The 21,136-nt window shown below is 68.8% G+C and carries 18 protein-coding genes; 6 read left to right on the forward strand and 12 right to left on the reverse strand.

The features are described 5' to 3' along the window. Window positions 1-12: 12 nt before the first annotated feature. From ACFU5M_RS24380 to purF, 3 genes are all read right to left on the reverse strand, one after another. A complete protein-coding gene (locus ACFU5M_RS24380; protein WP_379052897.1) occupies window positions 13-1,068 on the reverse strand; it encodes an ABC transporter permease in 1,056 nt (351 codons plus the stop codon). 80 nt (window positions 1,069-1,148) lie between these two features. Continuing rightward, window positions 1,149-2,762 (reverse strand): ABC transporter substrate-binding protein, encoded by a 1,614-nt coding sequence (locus tag ACFU5M_RS24385; protein ID WP_379052898.1) that lies wholly within the window; start codon window positions 2,760-2,762, stop codon window positions 1,149-1,151. 379 nt (window positions 2,763-3,141) lie between these two features. After that, window positions 3,142-4,734, reverse strand: a complete 1,593-nt coding sequence (purF, locus tag ACFU5M_RS24390; protein WP_379052899.1) for an amidophosphoribosyltransferase — start codon at window positions 4,732-4,734, stop codon at window positions 3,142-3,144. A gap of 215 nt (window positions 4,735-4,949) precedes the next feature. Here purF and ACFU5M_RS24395 point away from each other — a divergent pair, with 215 nt between their 5' ends. Then, window positions 4,950-6,218: a YhgE/Pip domain-containing protein gene (locus tag ACFU5M_RS24395; RefSeq protein ID WP_379052923.1), complete on the forward strand. Its 1,269-nt coding sequence runs from the start codon at window positions 4,950-4,952 to the stop codon at window positions 6,216-6,218. Between the two features lie 75 nt (window positions 6,219-6,293). Here the strand turns inward: ACFU5M_RS24395 and ACFU5M_RS24400 are convergent, their stop codons facing one another. Genes ACFU5M_RS24400 through ACFU5M_RS24410 form a run of 3 tightly spaced genes read right to left on the reverse strand, consistent with a single transcriptional unit; the run spans window position 6,294 to window position 9,089 of the window. Further along, window positions 6,294-6,686 (reverse strand): sterol carrier family protein, encoded by a 393-nt coding sequence (locus ACFU5M_RS24400; RefSeq protein ID WP_379052900.1) that lies wholly within the window; start codon window positions 6,684-6,686, stop codon window positions 6,294-6,296. Window positions 6,687-6,696: 10 nt separating this feature from the next. After that, on the reverse strand, window positions 6,697-7,359 hold the full coding sequence (locus ACFU5M_RS24405; RefSeq protein WP_379052901.1) for a CPBP family intramembrane glutamic endopeptidase: 663 nt from the start codon (window positions 7,357-7,359) through the stop codon (window positions 6,697-6,699). Next, entirely contained in the window at window positions 7,356-9,089 is a 1,734-nt protein-coding gene (locus ACFU5M_RS24410) for an alpha/beta hydrolase (protein ID WP_379052902.1), read from the reverse strand. The genes ACFU5M_RS24405 and ACFU5M_RS24410 overlap by 4 nt, the downstream gene beginning before the upstream one ends. 185 nt (window positions 9,090-9,274) lie before the next feature. Between ACFU5M_RS24410 and ACFU5M_RS24415 the strand changes: the two genes are divergently transcribed. Next, window positions 9,275-9,565, forward strand: coding sequence for a YiaA/YiaB family inner membrane protein (locus ACFU5M_RS24415; protein ID WP_379052903.1), 291 nt, complete (start codon window positions 9,275-9,277; stop codon window positions 9,563-9,565). Window positions 9,566-9,626: 61 nt separating this feature from the next. Here ACFU5M_RS24415 and purL read toward each other — a convergent pair whose 3' ends face one another. Continuing rightward, window positions 9,627-11,921 carry a phosphoribosylformylglycinamidine synthase subunit PurL gene (gene purL, locus ACFU5M_RS24420; RefSeq protein WP_379052905.1) on the reverse strand — a complete coding sequence of 765 codons (2,295 nt, stop codon included), beginning with the start codon at window positions 11,919-11,921 and terminating at the stop codon, window positions 9,627-9,629. A gap of 128 nt (window positions 11,922-12,049) precedes the next feature. Here purL and ACFU5M_RS24425 point away from each other — a divergent pair, with 128 nt between their 5' ends. Continuing rightward, entirely contained in the window at window positions 12,050-13,363 is a 1,314-nt protein-coding gene (locus ACFU5M_RS24425) for a glycosyltransferase 87 family protein (protein ID WP_379052906.1), read from the forward strand. Here the strand turns inward: ACFU5M_RS24425 and ACFU5M_RS24430 are convergent. Continuing rightward, window positions 13,312-14,610, reverse strand: coding sequence for a M18 family aminopeptidase (locus tag ACFU5M_RS24430; protein ID WP_379052908.1), 1,299 nt, complete (start codon window positions 14,608-14,610; stop codon window positions 13,312-13,314). The two genes, ACFU5M_RS24425 and ACFU5M_RS24430, sit on opposite strands and share 52 nt — an antisense overlap. A gap of 238 nt (window positions 14,611-14,848) precedes the next feature. Further along, a complete protein-coding gene (locus ACFU5M_RS24435; RefSeq protein ID WP_379052910.1) occupies window positions 14,849-15,280 on the reverse strand; it encodes a MarR family winged helix-turn-helix transcriptional regulator in 432 nt (143 codons plus the stop codon). Window positions 15,281-15,329: 49 nt separating this feature from the next. Between ACFU5M_RS24435 and ACFU5M_RS24440 the strand changes: the two genes are divergently transcribed. Continuing rightward, a complete protein-coding gene (locus tag ACFU5M_RS24440) occupies window positions 15,330-16,406 on the forward strand; it encodes a substrate-binding domain-containing protein (RefSeq protein ID WP_379052911.1) in 1,077 nt (358 codons plus the stop codon). A 90-nt stretch (window positions 16,407-16,496) separates the two neighbouring features. On the opposite strand, the gene purQ is transcribed toward ACFU5M_RS24440, so the two are convergent. Both purQ and purS read right to left on the reverse strand, forming a co-directional pair. Beyond that, on the reverse strand, window positions 16,497-17,174 hold the full coding sequence (gene purQ / locus ACFU5M_RS24445) for a phosphoribosylformylglycinamidine synthase subunit PurQ (RefSeq protein WP_379052912.1): 678 nt from the start codon (window positions 17,172-17,174) through the stop codon (window positions 16,497-16,499). Beyond that, window positions 17,171-17,407, reverse strand: a complete 237-nt coding sequence (purS, locus tag ACFU5M_RS24450; protein ID WP_379052914.1) for a phosphoribosylformylglycinamidine synthase subunit PurS — start codon at window positions 17,405-17,407, stop codon at window positions 17,171-17,173. The genes purQ and purS overlap by 4 nt, the downstream gene beginning before the upstream one ends. A 131-nt stretch (window positions 17,408-17,538) precedes the next feature. Between purS and ACFU5M_RS24455 the strand changes: the two genes are divergently transcribed. Continuing rightward, window positions 17,539-18,183: an MBL fold metallo-hydrolase gene (locus ACFU5M_RS24455; RefSeq protein ID WP_379052915.1), complete on the forward strand. Its 645-nt coding sequence runs from the start codon at window positions 17,539-17,541 to the stop codon at window positions 18,181-18,183. Between the two features lie 7 nt (window positions 18,184-18,190). Here ACFU5M_RS24455 and ACFU5M_RS24460 read toward each other — a convergent pair whose 3' ends face one another. Further along, the gene (locus ACFU5M_RS24460) at window positions 18,191-19,546 is read right to left on the reverse strand and encodes a dipeptidase (RefSeq protein WP_379052916.1); all 1,356 of its coding nucleotides are present in this window, start codon (window positions 19,544-19,546) and stop codon (window positions 18,191-18,193) included. Between the two features lie 206 nt (window positions 19,547-19,752). On the opposite strand from ACFU5M_RS24460, the gene ACFU5M_RS24465 reads away from it, so the two are divergent. Then, the coding region (locus tag ACFU5M_RS24465) for a glutamate decarboxylase (RefSeq protein ID WP_379052918.1) at window positions 19,753-21,136 on the forward strand (1,384 nt) is incomplete at its 3' end.

Consider the following 21,136-nt stretch of genomic DNA (forward strand, 5'->3'; position numbering starts at 1 on the left):
CCGGAGCGGTCATCAGAACCTCACCCTCGGATCGATCAGCGCCACCAGCACGTCCACCACGAAACTCAGCACCACCACGATGAGCGCGATGAACGCGACGATGCCCTGCACGGCGATGAAGTCGCGCGCCGACAGGTATTGCGCGAACTGGTAGCCGAGGCCCTTCCACTCGAACGTGGTCTCGGTGAGCACCGACGCGCCGAGCATCATGGCGATCTGCATGCCCATCACCGTCACGATCGGGATCATCGCGTTGCGGAAGGCATGCCGTCCGGTCACCACGCGGCGGGACAGGCCGCGCGCCCGTGCGGCGTCCACGTAGTCGGCGCGCAGGGTCTGGATCAGGTTGATCCGCACCAGCCGCAGGAAGATGCCCGCGGTGAGCAGGCCCAGCGCGATGGACGGCAGCACGGCGTGTTTCAGCACGTCGAGCAGGTATCCGGAATCGCCGTACAGGATCGCGTCGAGCACCATGATGTTGGTCTTCGGCGAGACGTGCTGTAGCCGCAGTTCCACGTTGGTACTCGCCCGTCCCGCCACCGGCAGCCAGCCCAGCCGCACCGCGAACACCAGCTTGAGCAGCAGGCCGACGAAGAACACCGGCGCGGCGTAGAACAGGATGGCCAGCAATCGCAGCGCGGTGTCGGAAGCCGAATCCCGGTGGGTCGCGGCGTATCTGCCCAGCGGGACGCCGATCGCGAACGCCACGACCAGCGCCCAGCACACCAGCTCCAGCGAGGCCGCGCCATAGGTGAGTACCACCTCGCTGATCTCGCGATTGTCCTGGGAGCGCCCGAGGTCCCCGTGCAGCAGCCCGGAGAGGTAGTCCCAGTATTGAGCCAGGACCGGCCGGTTGAGACCGGCTGCCTCCTTGCGCGCCTCGATCTGCTGCTGAGTCATGCGCCCGCCCATGGCCGCGCTGATCGGATCGCCGACCACGCGCATCAAGAAGAACACGACCGTGACCAGGATCCACGCCGTCACCGGGATCAGCAGCAGGCGGACGCCCAGGTAGCGCAGCAACGCGGCGTGGCGAGAATCGTCGCCGCTCCCGCCTGTTCGCCGCAAGCCGAAGGTCCGGGCCCGGACCGGTGCCGGCGCGCTGTCCGGCGATATCGTCGCCCCGGGCCCGGCTGTACCGCCGGAACTCACTTGCTCAGCACCGTATAGCGGAACTTGAAGGACGCGTCGAGCGTCTGCTGCACGCCCTGCACGCCGGCTGCCGAGACTGCGATCTGCTTGCCGGACAGCAGCGGAACGATCGGCAGGAAGTTCTGCGCGAGGTCACGCTGCACCTGCTGGATCTGCGCGAGCCGCTTGTCCTTGTCGGGCTGGGTGGTCTGGGCGATCAGCTGCGCGGAGATGCCCGGATCCTCGAAATGCGACTGCAGGAAGTTGTTCGGGCCGAAGAACGGAGAGAGATAGTTGTCCGGGTCCGGGAAATCCGGGAACCAGCCGAACTGGTAGAGCGGGTAGGCGTCGCGGGCACGTTCACGCTGGTAGGTCACCCATTCGGTGGATTGCAGGTTGATCCGGAACAACCCGGTGGCCTCGAGTTGGGACTTGATCGCCGCGTACTCCTCGGAGCTGCTGGAGCCGTAGTGGTCAGGGTTGTATTGGAGATTCAGCTCCACCGGGGTCGGCACCCCGGCGTCGGCCAGGAATCTCGCCGCTCGATCCTTGTTCGGCTGGGCCCCGTAGATCTCCTTGAACGGCTCCGCCGCGCCCGGCACGCCCTGCGGCACCGACGAATACGCGGGCAGGTACGTCTTCTTGTAGACGCCGTCGGCCAGCGCGGACCGGTCGACGGTGGACGCGACGGCCTTGCGCACGGCCAGCTTCTGCGCGGGCGTACCGCCCGGCATGGTGTTGAGATTGAACACGATGTAGCGCAGTTCGCCGCCGGGGCCCTCGTGCACGGTGACCTCGCTGTCGCCGCGCAGCGACTCGATGTCGGTGGGTGTGAACGACCGATACCCGACGTCGAGCGAACCGTTCTGCAGGTCGAGTTTCATGTTGTCGGTGGTGGCGTAATACTTCGTCGACACCGTCTCGGTTCTCGGCGTGCCGAGGATGCCGTTGTAGTCGGCGAACGCCTGGTACTCGACCAGCTTGTTCTTGTCGTAACCGGCGATGGTGTACGGGCCGGAGTAACCCTTGCCCTTCACCACGTCCTCGTCCGGCAGCACTCGGTCCGGCGGGTACACCTTCTCGTCGACGATCGGCCCGGCCTGGGTGGGCAGGATCGCGGGGAAGGTCTGGTCGTCGGCCACCTTCAGCGTGAACGCGACGGTGCGCGCGTCCACCACATCGGTCTTCTCCAGGTTGCCGAGCAGCGACGCGGGCCCGTTCGGGTCGTTGATCCGCAGCATCCGATCGAAGGAGAACTTCACGCTGGTCGCGGTCAACGGGTTGCCGTTGGCGAATTTCAGGCCGTCCTTCAGCGTGCAGGTGTACACCGTGGGCGTGGTGAACTCGCACTTCTGCGCGGCATCCGGCCGCGGCGTCGCGTCGCCGGGCGCGAAATTGAGCAGGTACTGATAGATCTGCGTCTCGGCGACCAGCGACCCGTTGTCGTAGGCGGCCACCGGATCGAGCGAGAAGATCTTGTCGGTGGTGCCCGCCACCAGGCCGCCACCGTCATCGCCCTCGCCGGTTCGCCCGGAACCGCAGCCCGCCAGCACCGACGCCGCCAACCCCAGCAAGCCGACGGCCGCGATGGTTCGCGTTCCGATCCGTCGCTCCAACCACGAATTCCTCATCACGGCCCCACTTCTCGAGCGCCGCACCGCGCTCGGCGTGGATCGCGGGCCCGGTGCGGACACGGGTGAACATCCGGTCTGATCGGCACCGTACCTACGAAGCATTTTCGGCACGTTACGTTTTCGAAGAAAATTCGCGAGGCCGTCAGCATGCGCTATGGGCGCGGCCTACGACCGCCGGTAAAACCGGTCGAACGTCCAGGATTGCGGCCTGCGGCGGGGCGGGATGACTCGAGTACGCCACGCTGCGAGACAGGGCGTGACGATACCCGCGAACGCTTCCGACGAACCGTCACGCACCGCGGTGAAGCGGATTGCGGCGGTCGCCCGGAGCGGGCGACTCACCGGTGTGGGTGATGATGAGACGATCAGCGGCCGCTCACGGACGGCTCAGCGCGCTCGCATTCGCGTTGTCGCTCAGCAGCTCGGCCTCGGACTGGCCGGTGAGCATGCCCTCGAGCACGTTCTTCCCGACGGCCGCCTCGGTGGGCAGCGGGATCGGGTAGGTGCCGTCGAAGCACGCGGAGCACAGCCGGGAGCGCGGCTGCTCGGTCGCGGCGACCATGCCGTCGAGCGAGATGTAGCCGAGGGTGTCGGCGCCGATCGACCGGCGCACGCCCTCGACCATGTCCGCGACAGAGCCTTCGGTCCCCGCGCCGTTGGCGATCAGCTCCGCCCGCGAGGCGAAATCGATGCCGTAGAAGCACGGCCACTTCACCGGCGGCGAAGCGATCCGCACGTGGATCTCCAGCGCGCCCGCCTCGCGCAACATCCGGATCAGCGCGCGCTGGGTGTTGCCGCGCACGATCGAGTCGTCCACGACGATCAGGCGCTTGCCGCGGATCACCTCGCGCAGCGGATTGAGCTTGAGCCGGATGCCCAGCTGCCGGATGGTCTGGCTGGGCTGGATGAACGTGCGCCCGACGTAGGCGTTCTTCATCAGGCCCTGACCGTAGGGCACTCCCGACCCCTGCGCGTAGCCGACGGCGGCCGGTGTGCCGGATTCGGGGACCGGGATCACCAGATCGGCGTCGACCGGGTGCTCCTTCGCCAGGCGCCGACCGATCTCCACTCGGGTGGCATGCACCGACCGTCCCGCGATGGCGCTGTCCGGCCGAGCCAGGTACACGTATTCGAAGACACAGCCCTTGGGCTCGGGGTTGGCGAAGCGCATCGACCGCACGCCTTCGGCATCGATCGCCAGCAATTCGCCGGGTTCGATCTCGCGGACGAACGCGGCGCCGACGATGTCCAGCGCGGCCGTCTCACTGGCAACGACCCAGCCACGCTCCAGCCTGCCCAGGCACAGCGGGCGGACGCCGTGCGGGTCGCGCGCGGCGTAGAGGGTGTGCTCGTCCATGAAGGTCAGGCAGAACGCGCCCTTCAAGGTGGGCAGCAGTTCCATCGCGGCCTGCTCGATGCTGGAATCGGCGGAGGCGTGCGCGAGCAGCGCGGTGACCACGTCGGAGTCCGACGTCGCCGCGGCGGGCTGCGGGCGGCCGCCCCGCACGGAAGCGCCGAGCAAGCCGAGTTCGCGTGCGCGCCCGGCCAATTCGGCGGTGTTTACCAGATTTCCGTTGTGCCCCAAGGCGAGTCCGGAACCGACCGCGGTGGTGCGGAAGATGGGCTGCGCGTTCTCCCAGGTCACCCCGCCGGTGGTGGAGTAGCGGCAGTGCCCGACGGCGATGTGACCCGGCATGGCCGCCAGCGTCTGCTCATCGAACACCTGGCTGACCAGACCCAGATCCTTGAAGACCAGGATCTGCGAGCCGTCCGACACCGCGATGCCCGCCGCCTCCTGTCCGCGGTGTTGCAGCGCATAGAGCCCGTAATACGTGAGCTTCGCCACTTCTTCGCTCGGCGCCCAGACTCCGAAGACTCCGCACTCCTCGCGCGGCTCGTTCTCATCGACGTCCGGGGCGGGACAGGAGGGGGCGGAAATGCTCTGGACCGGCAGTTCGGCGTTGGTCACCGTTTGCTCCCTGTTCGGGCGGGCTGGGGGCAGATTTCATTCTACGGGTGCTCGGTGGCGCACCGGCACCGCCGCCGCATCCGAGTAGCAATCCGGGTGACCGAAGCGCGGCCGGTGCGACGCGGGCAACTGTTACGGTGCGCACCGTGACGACTACGGACGACGCGAGCACGACGGAGTCGGGTGCGGCCCCGGCGCGCAGGCCATGGCCTCGGATGGTGCTCTTTCCCCTCGCGGTGCTGAGCCTGCTCACCGCCCTGCTGGGCATCATGTACCTCGACTATGTCGTCGATCCGGAGAAGAACCTGCACGATTTCCCGATCGCCCTGGTCAACCAGGATGTGGGCGACACCATCGGCAACGGGGACACCGCGCGGAAGGTGAACTTCGGCGAGCAGATCACGCGGGCGCTGGCCGATGGGGTGCCGTCGGACAAGGTCGACCTGCGGGTGATCAGCATCAACGAGTCCGAGCGGCAGATGCAGTCCGGACAGGTCTACGGCGCGATCGTCATCCCCGGTGATTTCAGCAAGCAGCTCGGGAATCTGGGTGTGGGCAGCGTGATACCGGGCGATATCCAGCGGCCGATCATCACACTGCAGACGAATCCGCGCGCCGGCGCGTTCGGCACCCAGATCGTGCTCCGGGTCGGCGACGAGGCGCTGACCGAGGTGAACAAGCAGGTCGGCAAACAGCTGCTCGATCAGGTCGCCGCACAGCTGGCCCCGCCACCCGGCGGTCCGCCCGCGCCCGAGCTGACCGGCGCGAGCAAGGTCGCGCTGGCATCACCGATCGAGGTGGTCACGCAGCAGTACCATCCGCTGCCGCACGGGAGCGGGCAGGGGCTGACGGCGTTCTTCTACGCCCTGTTGCTGCTGCTGGCCGGCGTGGTCGGCGCGATGGTGATCCACACCATGATCGACGCGCAGCTCGGCTTCGTGCCCACCGAGTACGGCCCGTGGTATGTGCACTACCCGCCCACGCCGATCTCGCGGTTCAGGACGCTGCTGATCAAGTGGGGCGTGTTCGTGCTGGCGGCGAGCATCGTCTCCGCGGTGTTCCTCGGCGTCGGCGAGCTGCTGGACATGCCGATCGGCAACCCGCTCGCCCTGTACCTCTACAGCGTGCTGGCCCTGACCGCCGTGGGCGTCACCGGGCTCTCCATGCTGGCGGCGATCGGCTCGGCGGGCCTGCTGGTGAACCTGATCCTGTTCGTCATCCTCGGTCTGCCGTCCTCCGGCGGCACCGTGCCGATCGAGGCGACGCCGCGGTACTTCGGCTGGCTCGCTTCCTTCGAGCCCATGCACCAGGTGTTCCTCGGGGTGCGGTCGATCCTGTATTTCGACGCGAATTTCGAGGCGGGACTCACTCGTGGGGTGTGGATGGCGGTCCTCGGGCTGGCGATCGGGCTGGCGTTGGGCGCGGCGGTCACCCGCTTCTACGACCGTAAGGGGCTGGAGCGCCGCAACATCGTCCATACCTGAACCGGAACACGTCTCCGAACAACGATTTCCGCGCACACTCGACCGACCCGGCAGCGCCGAACAGGCGCGCGGGCGTCAGGCGGTGGCCCGGACGATCGGGAGCCAATGGGCGATCTCGGCCGCGCGAGTGCCGGAAGCGGTGACCGCGCCGGAAGTGACGGCGTCGTCGAACTCGAGCAGGCCGGTGGCCAAGAGCAGCCAGGTGCGCGGGTCGGCCTCGACGACGTTCGGCGGAGTGCCTCTGGTGTGCCGCGGACCCTCGACGCACTGCACCGCGACGAACGGCGGCACCCGCACCTCCACCGAATGTCCCGGCGCGGACGCGGCCAGCGAGCGTGCCGTGGTCCGCACCGCCGCCGCGAGTTCGGCGCGCGCGGGCGCGCCGACCGACTCGTCACGCAGCCACTCGCTCACCACCGCCACCGCCGCCCTCGTTTGCGCCGGGTCGACCGCCCCTCGTCCTGCCACCTTCCCGACCCTAGTTGTTCCCAGGCCGACACCCACGCGAGGAAGCCTCGATGCGACGGGCCAGGCGCGGAGCGATCGCCCCACCCGCGTTCATGGCCAGGTGCAACAGCGCAGGAGCCACGGTGCCCGCGGTGCGGCGGCGCAGCCAACCGAACACGAAGCCGCCCGCCGTGGTGACGGCCACGGTCGCGGGAATGTTGTCACCTACGGCCCGGGCGGGAGCGATGTGCCAGAGCCCGAAGGTCGCCGCGCCGAGCAATGCACCGATTCGCGGGCCGAAGACGTGGTCGAGCAGAGGATCCAGGGTGCCGCGGAAGACGAGTTCCTCGCTGTAGACGGTCCCGATGGGTATGTGCACGGCCACCCACTCCGTCGCCGGCACGTCGGGCCCACGGTCGGCGAGCTCGGCCAGTTGCCATCGCAGCGACGGAACGGCGAGGGCCACAACGTAACCGGCGATCACGCCCGAAGCGGCGAGCAGCCCACAGCGCACACCTCGCCATGAACTACGGCCCGGCTCGGCGGGCACCGCGAGCGCGTACGCGGTGGCCCAACCGGCGTTAGCCGCGGTTCGCCCGCGTATGCCGAGGCCGAGGCGGGGCAGGACCGCGTTGCTCCAGATCAGTGGAAGGGCAACGGCGGCAATGGTTCCGGCGGCCTGCCGCGGTCTCACTTGGTCGTCCGCTCGTAATCCTCCGCCGCCTCTACTTCGGCACGGATTCGTTCGGAACGCTCCGCGGTCCAGTCCGGCGGTGCCGCGATGGCCGCCCAGCCGTCCAGCACCAGGCTGCCGTAACGGTGTCCGTGCCCGTCGGTGACGCCTTGCGCGTTGGTGAGGTCGGCGGCCACCTGCCAGAAGGTGACGAACGGCCACCAGCGCATCTGGGAGGAGACGTCCGAACCGCGCGGCTCGGACAGCCAATCCGGGCGCGAGAAGATCAGATCCGGCGACCACCAGACGATCGGGTCGGACGCGTGCTGCAGATACGCGATGCGCGGCGATCGCCATTCCGTCGAGGGCCGCGCCAGGTCGGCACTGTCGGTGGCGAACCGGACCACCAGCCCGTCCGCGTACAGCGGCTCGACCTCCCGGGAACCCGGATCGCGGCGGGCGACGAACTGCTTCCACAGCCGGTTGGAGTTGGGCGGCCCGACCCATAGAGCGCCGTCGACCTTGGCGCGCAGGTCGGCCAGACCGTCGAACGCCGCCTCGGAACCCTGCGAGCCCAGGCTCTCCCCGTACACCAGCAGCTTGGGGCGAACCTGTGGCTGGCGCGCGGTCCAGTGCTCGTACACCGCGTCGAACAAGTCCCTGCCCGCCGCCGCGGCCTTGGTGCGGTCGGCCAGGAACGACAGCACGCTCGGCAGGTACGAGTACTGCGTGGCGACGATCGCGGTGTCGCCGTCGTACATGTACTCGAGCGCCGCCACGGCCAGCGAGTTCACCCATCCCGTGCCGGTGGTGGTGACCACCACCAGCGCCTTCCGGTCGAACGCTCCGGCTCGCTCCAGCTCCGCCACCGCCAGCTGGGCCGGGCCCTCGTCGCCTTCGCCCGACTCCAAGCCGACGTAGGCCCGGATGGGTTCCTTGGCCGGACGGCCGGTGACCGAGGTGATGCGGCTCGCCGTGGGGCCGTGCGAGACGAACCAGCGCCCCTCGAAGCCGAGGGTCTCCCACTTCGCCAACGAGGTCGGACTGCCGGAGCGCTCCGGCTGCTGCGGCTGCACCGCGTTCACCGAGGTGTGGTCGTTCTGCACGCTGAAAGCCGAGTTGGCCACCGCGAAGAATGCCTGAGTGGCCACACCGTTGAAGATCGTCACCGCCAGCACCACCAGCACCAGGAACCCGGCGGCGGGGGCCAATTCGCGTGGAATTCTCACCCACCGGTTGAGCAGGCGGGCCAGGAACAGGATGATCTCCCGCAGCGTCCGATAGATCGCGACGGCCGCGACGCCGACCGCCAAACTCAGCAGACCGGTACGCAGGTAGGCGGGCGTGGTGGTGCCTTCCATGCCCATCAACGCCGTGATCTCGCGCTGCCACCGCGCCGACTGGATCAGCATCAGCGCGGCGCTCAACGCGGCGGTGAGCAGCAGCGCGGACTTGACCGCGTAACGCGCCCAGGTGGGCGGCGGCGCGATCTTCAACCTGGGCCGCACCCACAGCCGGAACAGCCACTCCAGCAAACAGCCGGCGCCATAGCCGATGGCGGCGTTGATCCCGCTGATCAACCCCTGGAACAGCCAGTCGCGCGGCAGCAGCGACGGTGTCACCGACAGCGCGAAGAACACCGTGGCCACGACCAAGCCGACATAGTTGAGATCGATGACGTCCTCGGCGTGCCGGGTCACCGCGACCGCGCGCGTACGCAGCTTTCGCATGGTCCCGGCGGTCTCCAGCATTCGACCAGTATGGCGGTCGGCACCGACGGTCCGGCGCGTCGCCCACCGCGACGCGGGCGCACCGGACGCAGATCACACCGCCCGCGGGCCCGTGAACGAACGTCTTTCCCGAATGGCAACTACCCATTCCGCTCGAGTAGTTGTACAGGGGTGCTCGGGCCGCGCCGCCCGGAAACTTCTTATCCATGAGCACAACGACCACGCGGACGAAAGCCAGCGCCGCTTACGTCGCGCAGGCCTCGATCGCCTTCGGCATCAGCTTCGTCGGAAGCGGTGTCGGAATCTACGCGCTGCCACTGGATATCTGGCAGCGCGGATTCCTCGGGATGTCGATGCTCTTCCTGGTCACGAGCACCTTCACGCTGGCGAAGGTAGTCCGCGACCAGCACGAGGCGGCGACCATAAACGGTCGCATCGATCAGGTGCGGATGGAGAAGCTGCTCTCCGAGCACGATCCGTTCAATTCCGTCGCCTGAGTACGCGCACCTGGGCGGGCCCGGTAACGAGGGGTTCAGGCCCGCCCAGGTGGGCGTTTCGTCAGACGGTGCCCGCCCCGAACAGCTTCGGCAGCGTGCCCTCGTGCGCGGTCCGCAACTCGTCCATGGTGATCGAGAACCGGCCCTGCACCTCGAGCGAATCCGAGCCCTGGTCGACCACGCCGACGCGCACCCACGGCAGTTCGCGCGCGGTGCACATCCGGGTGAACCTGGTCTCCTCCGAGCGCGGAACGGCGACAAGCACGCGCCCCGCCGACTCGGAGAACAGCGTGACGAACGGGTCCGCGTCCTCCGGAAGCAGGATGCGGCAACCGGTTTCACCGGCCAGCACGGCTTCGACGACGGCCTGGGCGAGACCTCCTTCGGAGAGGTCGTGCGCGGCGCTGATCATGCCGTCGCGCGAACCGGCGGTCAGCACCTCGGCGAGCAACTGCTCACGGGCGAAGTCGACCTTCGGCGGGACGCCGCCCAGATGGTCGTGCTCCACCTGGGACCAGATCGACCCGCCGAATTCGTCGCGGGTCTCGCCGAGCAGGATCAGCGTCTCGCCCGGCTCCAGCCCGAGGCCGGTCGGGATGCGACGGTGCACGTCGTCGATCACGCCGAGCACGCCGACCACCGGGGTCGGCAGGATCGCGGTCTGACCGGTCTGGTTGTAGAAGCTGACGTTGCCGCCGGTGACCGGGATACCGAGCGCCACGCAGCCGTCCGCGAGCCCGCGCACCGCCTGCTGGAACTGCCACATCACGCCCGGGTCCTCCGGCGAACCGAAGTTCAGGCAGTTGGTGACCGCCTTCGGCGTCGCGCCGGTGGTGGCCACGTTGCGGTAGGCCTCGGCCAGCGCCAGCTGCGCACCGGCGTAGGGGTCCAGCTTGGTGTAGCGACCGGACGCGTCGGTGGCCAGCGCGATGCCGCGGCCGGTCTGCTCGTCGATCCGGATGACGCCCGCGTCGGCCTGGTCGGCGAGCACGGTGTTGCCGCGCACGTAGCGGTCGTATTGCTCGGTGATCCACTTGCGGCTGCACAGCTGCGGGCTGGAGATCATCCGCAGCAGCGTGGCGCGCAGTTCGTCGGCCGACGTCGGCCGGGCGAGCCGGTCCGGGGTGTCGGCGGTCAGCGCGTCCTGGTCGTCGGGCCGCGCGAGCGGGCGCTCGTAGACCGGGCCCTCGTGCGCGACGGTGCGCGGCGGCACGTCCACCACGGTGTCGCCGTGCCAGGTGACCACCAGCCGGTCACCGTCGGTGACCTCGCCGATCACCGTGGCCAGCACGTCCCACTTGCGGCACACGGCCATGAACGCGTCCACGTTCTCCGGAGTGACGACCGCGCACATGCGCTCCTGCGACTCGCTGGAAAGCACCTCGGCGGGCGTCATGTTCGCCGCGCGCAGCGGCACCTTGTCCAGCTCGATGTGCATGCCGCCGTCGCCGGCCGCCGCGAGCTCGGAAGTGGCGCAGGACAACCCGGCGCCGCCGAGGTCCTGGATGCCGACCACCAGCTTCGCCGCGTACAGCTCGAGACAGCACTCGATGAGCACCTTCTCGGTGAACGGGTCGCCGACCTGCACCGACGGCAGCTTCTTGCGGCCGGAGCCGGACTCGTCACCGGAGAAGGTGTCCGAGGCCAGCACCGAGACGCCGCCGATGCCGTCCAGGCCGGTGCGCGCGCCGAACAGCACGATCTTGTTGCCTGCGCCGGAAGCGAAGGCCAGATGCAGGTCCTCGACCCGCATCACCCCGGCGCACAGCGCGTTCACCAGCGGGTTGCCTTGGTAGGAGGCGTCGAACACGGTCTCGCCGCCGACGTTCGGCAGGCCGAGCGAGTTGCCGTACCCGCCGACGCCACGCACCACGCCGTCCACCACCCGGCGGGTGTCGGCCGCGTCCGCGGCGCCGAAGCGCAGTTGGTCCATCACCGCGATCGGGCGCGCGCCCATCGCCATGATGTCGCGCACGATGCCGCCGACCCCGGTGGCCGCACCCTGGTACGGCTCGACGTAGGAGGGGTGGTTGTGACTTTCCACCTTGAAGGTGACCGCCCAGCCGTCGCCGACGTCGACGACGCCCGCGTTCTCACCGATGCCCGCGAGCATGGACTCGCGCATCTCGTCGGTGGTGGTCTGGCCGAAGTAGCGCAGATGCACCTTGGAGGACTTGTAGGAGCAGTGTTCGCTCCACATCACCGAGTACATCGCCAGTTCGGCGTCCGTCGGCCTGCGGCCGAGGATCTCCTTGATCCGGGCGTACTCGTCGTCTTTGAGCCCGAGTTCTTTGTAGGGTTGCGGCACGTCGGGGTTTGCTGCGGCTGCGCTGACGGTGTCGACCTGCGGAGTCACGGAGTACCAGGGTCCTTTCGGCCGGGCATTGTGAAGCGACGAGCATTGTCACTGGGGGGCGGCGAGATGCCTCGGTGTAAGTCTAGAGGCAGTGGGTAGGGGCCATCCGCACCGGCTAGTCTGAGCCGGTGAACGAAGGATCGGGGGTCGCGAATCCGGGTGAGCGATCGATCGCCTCGGACGCCGCGCCGACCCGAAGCGGGGAATCGGAGGCCGCGCCCGGCGAAGCGTCGCCGAACTCGGGGACACCGCAAGTGCGCTGGCTGATTGCTGCTGCTGCGTTGTTCGCGGTGTCGGTGCTCGTCTCGTTGCTGGCGCACTGGTGGCACGGTTACATCGACCTCCAGGTCTATCGCAACGGCGCCCGGGTCTGGTTGGACGGTGGCGAACTGTACGGCCCGATGCCGCCGGTCGAGGGGATCGGGCTTCCGTTCACCTATCCGCCCCTGGCCGCGTTGTTCTTCGCGCCGCTGGCCCTGCTGCCGCTGGTGGTCGCCGAGGTGGTGGTGGTCGTCACCTCCGTAGCCGCCCTGGGCATCTCGCTGTGGCTGGTGCTGGCTCGGCTGCGTCCCGAACTGTCCCGTCCCGCCATGCTCGCCCTGGTCGTCGGCGCGGTCGCGGTGGCGCAGTTCTTCGAACCGGTCCGTCAGACCTTCGGCTTCGGCCAGATCAATCTGGTGCTGATGGCCGCGATCACGCTGGACTGCCTGGCGCGCAAGCCGTTCTGGCCGCGCGGCATGCTGATCGGCATCGCGGTCTCGGTGAAACTGATCCCGGCCGGTTACCTGCTGTACTTCGTGCTGCGCAAGGACTGGAAGGCCGCGGGCACGCTGGTGGTGTCAGCGATCGCGGCGGTCGGTCTCGGATTCCTGCTCTTTCCTGATGATTCCGTGGACTACTGGTTCCACACCCTCGCCGATACCGGCCGGATCGGACCGCCCTACTTCGCGGGCAATCAGTCCATCAAGGGCATGGCCTTCCGGTTGGGCATCGATGACACGGCGGCCACTTTGCTGTGGATCACGCTGTCGGCGCTGGCCGTGGCGCTGGCCGCGGTGTGGATGCGCAGGCTGATCGAGGCGGGCGCGACCGTGGCGGCGCTGCTGGTGAACGCCGCGGCGGTGCTGCTGGTCTCGCCGGTGTCCTGGTCGCATCACTGGGTGTGGGTCGCGCCCGCGCTGGTGCTCACCGCCGACCTCATGGTGCGCGGCACACGCAGCCCACGAGTGATCGGCGTGGTCGCGACGGCCACCGTGCTGTTCCTGATCGGCCCGCATTGGCTACTGCCGCACTCGCACGACCGCGAGCTGGACTGGGCCTGGTGGCAGCAGATCATCGGAAGCAGCTATGTGCTGGCCACATTCGCCGTGTTCCTCGTCGCGGTGTTCACCTACCGCCCGGTGGTCTCCGGTGTGAGGAAGGCGGCCAGCGCCGCGGCGTAGGCCGGGACGTCGAACGCGCCCATCAGCTCGCGCGCCGAATGCATCGCCAGCTGCGGCGCGCCGACGTCGACGGTCGGCATGCCGGTGCGCGCGGCGGTCATCGGTCCGATCGTGGAGCCGCAGGGCAGGTCGGCGCGATGCACGTAGCGCTGCAACGGGACCGCGGCTTGCGCGCAGGCCAGCGCGAACGCGCCCGCGCCGGTGGCGTCGGTGGCGTAGCGCAGGTTCTGGTTGACCTTCAGCACCGGCCCGCCGTTGACCTCGATGCGGTGCGCGGGCTCGTGCCGCTCCGGATAGTTCGGGTGCGTCGCGTGCGCCATGTCGCCCGACGCGCACACCGAACCGGCCACCGCGGCAAGGTAGTCGGCGCGGCCGCCGCCGCGGGCGAGCACGATGCGTTCCAGCACCGTGGGCAACAGATCCGACTGCGCGCCACGATCGGACTGACTGCCGACCTCCTCGTGGTCGAACATGGCCAGCACCGGGATCGCCGCTCCCGGCTCATCGATCGCCGCGAGGAACGCCCGCAGGCCCGCGAAGCAGGTGCCCTGGTTGTCCAGACGGGGCGCGCTGACCAAGTCCTGGTCCCGCCCGATCAGCCTGCTCGGTGTCAGGTCGTGGGTCATCAGCTCCCAGCCGAGCACGTCCTCGGGATCGACCTCGACCCGATCGGCCACGAAGTCGATGAACGCCGCCGCCTCGTACCCCGCGCCCCACACCGCGTTGACATGCCGCTGCGGATCCAGCGTGACGCCCCTGCGGTCCTCGGACAGGTGGATGGCCAGTTGCGGCACCCGCAGGATCGGCTCATCGATGCGAACCAGGCGCTCGCGCACCGTGTTTCCGTCCCGTACGCTCAGCCGCCCCGAGACGCCGAGCTCACGGTCCAGCCACGAGTTCAGCCACGCGCCGCCGTACGGTTCCAGCCCGACGAGCTGCCAGCCCGCCGAGGTCAGGTCGGGATGCTGCTTGACCCGCAGGTTCGGGCTGTCGGTGTGCGCACCGACCACGCGGAACGGGGTCGCGCCCGCCGTGTCTCCGGCGGCCCAGGCGACCAGCGACCCACCGCGCACCACGTAGTGCCTGCCCGTGCCGTCCGAAGGCCAGCTCTCCGACTCGGCGAGCAGGCTGAACCCCCGTGCGTCCAATTCCGCGGCGACCGTGCGGCAGACGTGGAACGGCGAGGGAGACGCATCGATGAACGCGCACAGCCCGGCGGCGGTGGCTGCGGTGGTGGAGACGGGCATGCCTGCGATCCTAGGCAAGCGGGGCCGCCACCGGCGTGTCCCGGTCGATCGGCAGGCGTGGCGGATACCCGGCCGCAACGATGTGGCCGATGCCGAATCGCGCGGAATCGGCCCACTGAGATCACCACTCCGGCGTGTGTCGATTCGCCCGGAACATAAGGACAAGAATGGTCCGGCGAACGATCACGAATCGGACGTTCGCCGCATTCATCGGATGAATGTCCGGTACTTCACAGTATTACTCCGAGGCGATGGAAACCAGATCGAGCAATCGCATGAGTTCGGTATATCGGCGCGCGCCGATGCGCCCGCGCAACTCTTGTTCGGCGCGGGCTTCCTCAGCGCGCACCTCGGCGACGAGGTCGGCGCCGAGCCTGCTGAGGCCGATCAGGATACGGCGGCGATCGTCTTGGGCGGCGAGCCGGAAGATCAGGCCGCGCTCGGCCAGATAATCGGCGTGCCTGGTGGCGGAGGACGGCGCCAGCTGCGATCTCGCCGCCAGCTCGGTCATGGTGATCCCCGCGTCGCCGCAGAGGTTGGACAGCATCGACCACTGATCCGGTGAGAGCTGCCTGGCGCACAACGCCGTGTCCAGGTGCCGCACCCAACCGCGCTCCGCGGCACGCAGCGCGCCATGCAGCGTCGAATTTCCGCTTACAATGGACGTCATTGTTTCCTGCCTGCCGTGAATTTCGCTCGAACGAGAAGAAGAGTACCGAATGTCGACGCCGATCGAGAGCCCTGACGGGACGATCGAGGTCCTCAACATAGTTCCGCGGCAGGGACCGGGCGGTATCGTCGCGCCGTCCTGCGACGCGTCGATATCTCTCGCGGTCGATGAAATCAACCGGGGTGCGGGAATTCTGGGGCGAGAAATTCGTACTACGAATATCGACGGAGGGCGGCCGCCCGCCGAGGTCGCCGCCGAGGTCGCCGCGCTGCTGTCCACCGGTATGGTGCACGCCGTCACGGGGTGGCACACCTCGGCGGTCCGGCGGGCCGTGGCACGCGCCGCCGCGGGCCGGGTGCCCTACCTGTACGCCACCAGCCATGAGGGCCTCACCGACGAACTACCCGGCGTGCTGATGCTCGGCGAGCACCCGGCCGGGCAGACCGTGCCCGCGGTGCACTGGCTCGAACGCGAATACGGCGTGCGGCGCTGGGCCGTCATCGGCAACGACTACATCTGGCCGCGCCGGTCCGCGAGGGCGATTCGCGAGAGCCTGGCGGATCCGGCCGCGATCGTGCTGGAACAGTTCGTCCCGCTGGGGTTCACGGATTTCTCCGGCTTCCTCACTCATCCGGCGCTCGACCTGGCCGACGGAGTGGTGATCCTGATGGTCGGCGCCGACGTCGCCCGCTTCAACCGGCAATACGCGGCCACCGGCCGCGCCGCGAGCCAGTTACGGGTGAGTCCGGCCGCCGACGAAAACGTCCTGCTCGCGGCGGGACCGGAAGCCAACCACGACTTCTTCGTGGCGTCCAGCTACTTCCTGGACGACCGCACAGCCGACGGGCGCGACCGGATCACCCGCTATCGCGCGCGCCACGGCGCGTTCGCCCCCGCGCTGACCAGCTTCAGCAACGCCACCTACGAGGCCATCCACACGCTGAGCGCACTCGCGCGGACGGTCGGATCACTGGAAGTGCCCGAGATCCTCGACGCCCTCGACCACGGACTGGTCCTCGAAACCCCGTGCGGCGTCCGGGGTTTCCGAGGCAATCAGGCAATCCAGCGCGGGTATATCGCCCGCGCGGAAGGGGTCGACTTCGAGATCATCGATCGCATCAGCTGACGACCGAACGCACCTGGCGTAGCGAGACGAGCGTGCGCCACACACGGACCGGCCGACGCCCGAGTGGTCGCGAAACGAAGTCCGGTCGACCTACACAGCTACCAGGGTGTCCATAACCGAGAGGAACAGGCCGAGCCCGTCGTCGCTGGGACCGGTCAGCGGCTCGGTGGCGTGTTCGGGGTGCGGCATCAAGCCGACGACGCGACCGTTCGCCGAGGAGATGCCCGCGATGCCGCGCTGCGAGCCGTTCGGGTTGCCGCTCGCGTAGCGGAAGACCACCCGGCCCTCGCCCTCGAGCTGGTCCAGCACGGCTTCCGAGGCCTGGTAGCGCCCCTCGCCGGACTTGAGCGGGACGAGGATCTGAGCGCCCGGCTCGAAGCGGGAGGTCCACGCCGTCGACACCGACTCCACGGTCAGCCACTCGTCGCGGCAGATGAAGTGCAGCCCTTCGTTGCGGGTCAGCGCGCCGGGCAGCAACCCGGCCTCGCACAGCACCTGGAAGCCGTTGCAGATACCGAGCACCGGCAGTCCGGCGCCCGCGGCACGCACGACCTCGCCCATGACGGGCGCGAACCGGGCGATGGCGCCGGCGCGCAGGTAGTCACCGTAGGAGAAGCCGCCGGGCACGATCACCGCGTCGACGCGCTTGAGGTCGGCGTCGGCATGCCACAGGTCTACCGCCTCGGCACCGGCCAGACGCACCGCCCGTGCGGCGTCGACGTCGTCGAGCGTGCCGGGAAACGTGATGACCCCGATACGCGCGGTCATGAGAGGCGAACCACCTTCCACTCCTCGATCACGGTGTTGCACAACAGCGATTCGGCGATCTGCTCGAGCGCCGCGTCGTCGATGCTGTCATCGACGTCGAGCTCGAATCGCTTGCCCTGCCGCACGTCCGAGACGCCCTCGAATCCCAGGCGGGGGAGTGCGCCGACGATGGCCTGCCCCTGCGGATCCAGGATCTCGGCCTTCGGCATCACCTCGACCACGACTCGTGCCACGCGTTGCTCCTCATGTGGTTGGGGGGTTACCTCAGCAGCGTAGTTGTGCTGGTCGAGCGCGGCATCCGCGGGGTACGCGCAGACACCGGCGATGTCGTGGAGAACACACCCGGCGTGGCTAGCATGACGGCATGCGCATAGCCCACTTCGGTCATTCCTGCCTCCTCGTCGAGTTGCACGGCAAGAAGATCCTGTTCGACCCGGGCACGTTCTCGCACGGCTTCGAGGGCCTCACCGGTCTGGACGCGATCGCGGTCACCCACCAGCATCCCGACCACATCGACCCGAACCGGATCGAGGCGCTGGTCGAGGCGAACCCCGGCGCACGGTTGCTGTCGGATCCGCAGACCGCCGAGCAGCGTGGCGAGCGGTGGGAGGCGGTGCACGCGGGCAACGTGCTCACCCTCGGCGACCTCCGGATCACCGGCGGTGGGGGCAGGCACGCGGTGATCCATCCGGAAATTCCCGTGATCGACAACACCGTCTTCCAGCTCGGGACCGCCGACGACCCGGCGCAGCTCGTGCACCCCGGTGACTCGCTGTGGGTGCCGCCGGTCCCGGTCGGTGTGCTGGCCGCTCCGGCCGCCGCGCCGTGGATGCGGGTGAGCGAGGCCGTCGACTACCTGCGCGCGGTGGCTCCGCGGGTCGCGCTGCCCATCCACTACGGCATCATTCGCGAGGAGGCGCAGGGCATCTACTTCGGCAGGCTGTCCGAAATGGCCCCGGCCGGAACCGAATTCCGGGTGCTCGAGCCGGAGCTGGGCACCGACCTGTAGCGCTGCGCTACCCGGCGTAGGTCGCGAGGAAGATCGCCTCGGCCAGCGCCATGTGTTCGATCTCCTTCGGATCGACGCTCTCGTTGGGCGCGTGGATCAAGGATTTCGGTTCCTCGACCCCCATCAGCATGATCTCCGCGTCCGGGTAGGTGGTGGCGAAGACATTGCACAGCGGGATCGAGCCGCCCTGCCCCTGGGTGGTCGCCGGACGACCGTAGGACGCGGCGAGCGCCGCTTCCATCGCGGCGCGCGCGGGCCCGCCGGTCGGGGACCGGAACGGCGCTCCGGCGCCTTCCAGCTCGACGGTCAGCCTGGCGCGCCACGGCGTGTGCGCCTCGAGGTGCGCGAGTAACGCCTGGTACGCGTCCTCCGGGTCGGTGCCCGGCGGAATGCGAAGGTTGAGGCGGGCGCGCGCGATGGCCGGGATCGCGGCGGCGGATCCCACCACCGGAGGCGCGTCGATGCCGAGCACCGTCAGCGCCGGGCGCGCCCAGAGCAGGTCGGCGACGGTGCCGTCGCCGACGAGTTCGACGTCGCGCAGGACGCGCGCGTCGGCGTGGAACTGCTCGCTCGGATACTGGACGCCCGGCCAGACTTGATCGTTCGGCAATCCGTCGACGGTGGTGTTGCCCCGCTCGTCGCGCAGCGAGGCCAGCAGCTGGATGAGCGCGGCCAGCGCGTCGGGAGCCGGGCCGCCGAACATACCGGAATGCAAAGGGCTGGCGAGAGTTTCGACGGTGACCACCACGTTCACCCCGCCGCGCAGCGTCTGCGTCAGGGTCGGCACACCGGCGGCGAAATTACCGCAGTCGCCGACCACGATCGCGTCGGCGCGCAGCAGTTCGGGCTCGGCCTCGACGAACCGCTCCAGCCCTCCGGTGCTCTGTTCCTCGGAGCCTTCCGCCACCATGATGACCCCCAGCGGCAGATCCGGCCCGAGCGCGCGCAGAGCCGTCAGGTGCATGACGATGTTGCCCTTGCAGTCCGCGCTGCCGCGCCCGTACCAGCGCCCGTCGCGCTCGGTCAGCTCCCACGGCGGGGTGCGCCACGCGGCCTCGTCCATCGGCGGCTGGACGTCGTAGTGACAGTAGAGCAACACCGTCGGCGCGCCGTCGGGAGCGGGCCGCGAGGCGACCACCGCCTTGGTACCGTCCGGCGTTTCGTGCAGGCCGACCGTAGTGAGCCCCGCGGCGGCGAACGCGTCGGCCACCCACTGCGCCGCCGCGTCGCACTCCTCGGCGGGGAACTGCCGGGGATCGGCCACCGACTTGAACGAAACAAGCTGAGCTAGATCAGTTTTCGCCTGCCCCATCAACTCGGCCACCGCTTCCCGCAGCGCCGCGACACGCACATCGTCCGTCATCCCACAACCCTATCCCCCGGCCTCCGGGGTGCACTTCGCACAGCTGGGCGGGTGTCCGCGCACGGAACGTATCCGGCGAGAAGGCGAAGTACGTCCGGAGGACCGCCGCAGTGTGTCAAGGTGGGCGGGGAAAGATGCCAGCAATCGCAGGGCATCCTTCCGAGATGAGGCACACCCGCACCCCTGTCGATCGGGAGGCCCTATTCATGTCCGAAGCAGCCGATGACCTGTTCGCCCTGCCGGGGCTCAGCCGGTCCGCGCCACGGGCCGGATTTCCCCCGCATGAGATGTTCCCGCAGGTCGCTTACGAGATCGTGCACGACGAATTGATGCTCGACGGCGTCTCCAGGATGAACCTGGCCACGTTCTGCACCACCTGGGTGGACGACCAGGCACGCAGGCTGATGTCCGAATGCCTGGACAAGAACATCGTCGACAAGGACGAGTACCCGCAGACGGCCGAGCTGGAGCGCCGGGCCGTGCGGATGGTCGCCGACCTGTGGCACGCGCCCGATCCGGCCGCCACGCACGGCACCTCGACCATCGGCTCCAGCGAGGCGGCCATGCTCGGCGGGCTCGCGGCGAAATTCCGCTGGCGCAAGCGTGGCGGCACCGGGACACCCAACTTCGTCTGTGGCCCGGTCCAGGTGTGCTGGGAGAAATTCGCGAGGTATTTCGACGTCGAGATCCGGCAGATCCCGCTGCGCGGCGATCGGCTCACCATGCACCCCGGCGACCTCGCCGAGTACTGCGACGCGAACACCATCATGGTCGTCCCGACCTTCGGGCAGACCTACACCGGTCTCTTCGAAGACGTCGCCGGGGTGAGCGCGGCGCTCGACGCGTTACAGCGAGAGAAGGGCTGGGACATCCCCATTCACGTCGACGCGGCCAGTGGCGGTTTCCTCGCTCCCTTCGCCGCACCGGATCTGGTCTGGGATTTCCGGCTGCCCAGGGTGAAGTCGATCAACGCCTCCGGCCACAAGACCGGGCTGGCCCCGCTCGGCGCGGGCTGGGCGATCTGGCGCGAAGCCGATGACCTGCCTGCGGAGTTGATCTTCGACGTCGACTACCTCGGCGGCAGCATGGCCACCTTCAACCTGAACTTCTCCCGGCCGGGTGGACAGGCGATCACGCAGTACTACCAGTTCATTCGCTTGGGGCGGGCCGGCTACGCCCGGGTGCAGTCCGCGATCTACCGGGTGGCGCAGCACTTGGCCGCGGGAGTGCGTGGCCTCGAGATCTTCGAGCTGATCCACGACGGCGATCCGCAGCGCGGCATCACGGCGGTGTGCTGGCGCCTGACCGGCGATCCCGGCTTCAACCTCTACGACCTGTCCGACCGGCTGCGCTCCCGAGGCTGGCTGATACCGGCCTATCCGCTACCCGCCGACCGGAACGACGAGACGGTGATGCGCGCGGTGCTGCGCCACGGCTTCACCGTCGACATGGCCGACTTGCTGATCGCCGATCTGGGCCGCTGCATGCAACAGCTGCGGCAGCGACCCTTCTCGACCTCGCTCACGCGCGCGGAGGCCGGCGGCTTCACGCACGACGCGACGGCGGCCGTGCCGGAGACGACGATCGCTC

This window comes from Nocardia sp. NPDC057455 (assembly GCF_042802775.1).
Lineage (GTDB): Bacteria > Actinomycetota > Actinomycetes > Mycobacteriales > Mycobacteriaceae > Nocardia.

Coding starts and splice junctions, on each gene's coding strand:
- ACFU5M_RS24435 (WP_379052910.1), bottom strand. CDS start 15,280: ATGACGTCCATTGTAAGCGGAAATTCGACGCTGCATGGCGCGCTGCGT.
- ACFU5M_RS24455 (WP_379052915.1), top strand. CDS start 17,539: ATGCGCATAGCCCACTTCGGTCATTCCTGCCTCCTCGTCGAGTTGCAC.
- ACFU5M_RS24395 (WP_379052923.1), top strand. CDS start 4,950: ATGGTGCTCTTTCCCCTCGCGGTGCTGAGCCTGCTCACCGCCCTGCTG.
- purQ (WP_379052912.1), bottom strand. CDS start 17,174: ATGACCGCGCGTATCGGGGTCATCACGTTTCCCGGCACGCTCGACGAC.
- ACFU5M_RS24440 (WP_379052911.1), top strand. CDS start 15,330: ATGTCGACGCCGATCGAGAGCCCTGACGGGACGATCGAGGTCCTCAAC.
- ACFU5M_RS24415 (WP_379052903.1), top strand. CDS start 9,275: ATGAGCACAACGACCACGCGGACGAAAGCCAGCGCCGCTTACGTCGCG.
- ACFU5M_RS24385 (WP_379052898.1), bottom strand. CDS start 2,762: ATGAGGAATTCGTGGTTGGAGCGACGGATCGGAACGCGAACCATCGCG.
- ACFU5M_RS24430 (WP_379052908.1), bottom strand. CDS start 14,610: ATGCCCGTCTCCACCACCGCAGCCACCGCCGCCGGGCTGTGCGCGTTC.
- ACFU5M_RS24460 (WP_379052916.1), bottom strand. CDS start 19,546: ATGACGGACGATGTGCGTGTCGCGGCGCTGCGGGAAGCGGTGGCCGAG.
- ACFU5M_RS24410 (WP_379052902.1), bottom strand. CDS start 9,089: ATGCTGGAGACCGCCGGGACCATGCGAAAGCTGCGTACGCGCGCGGTC.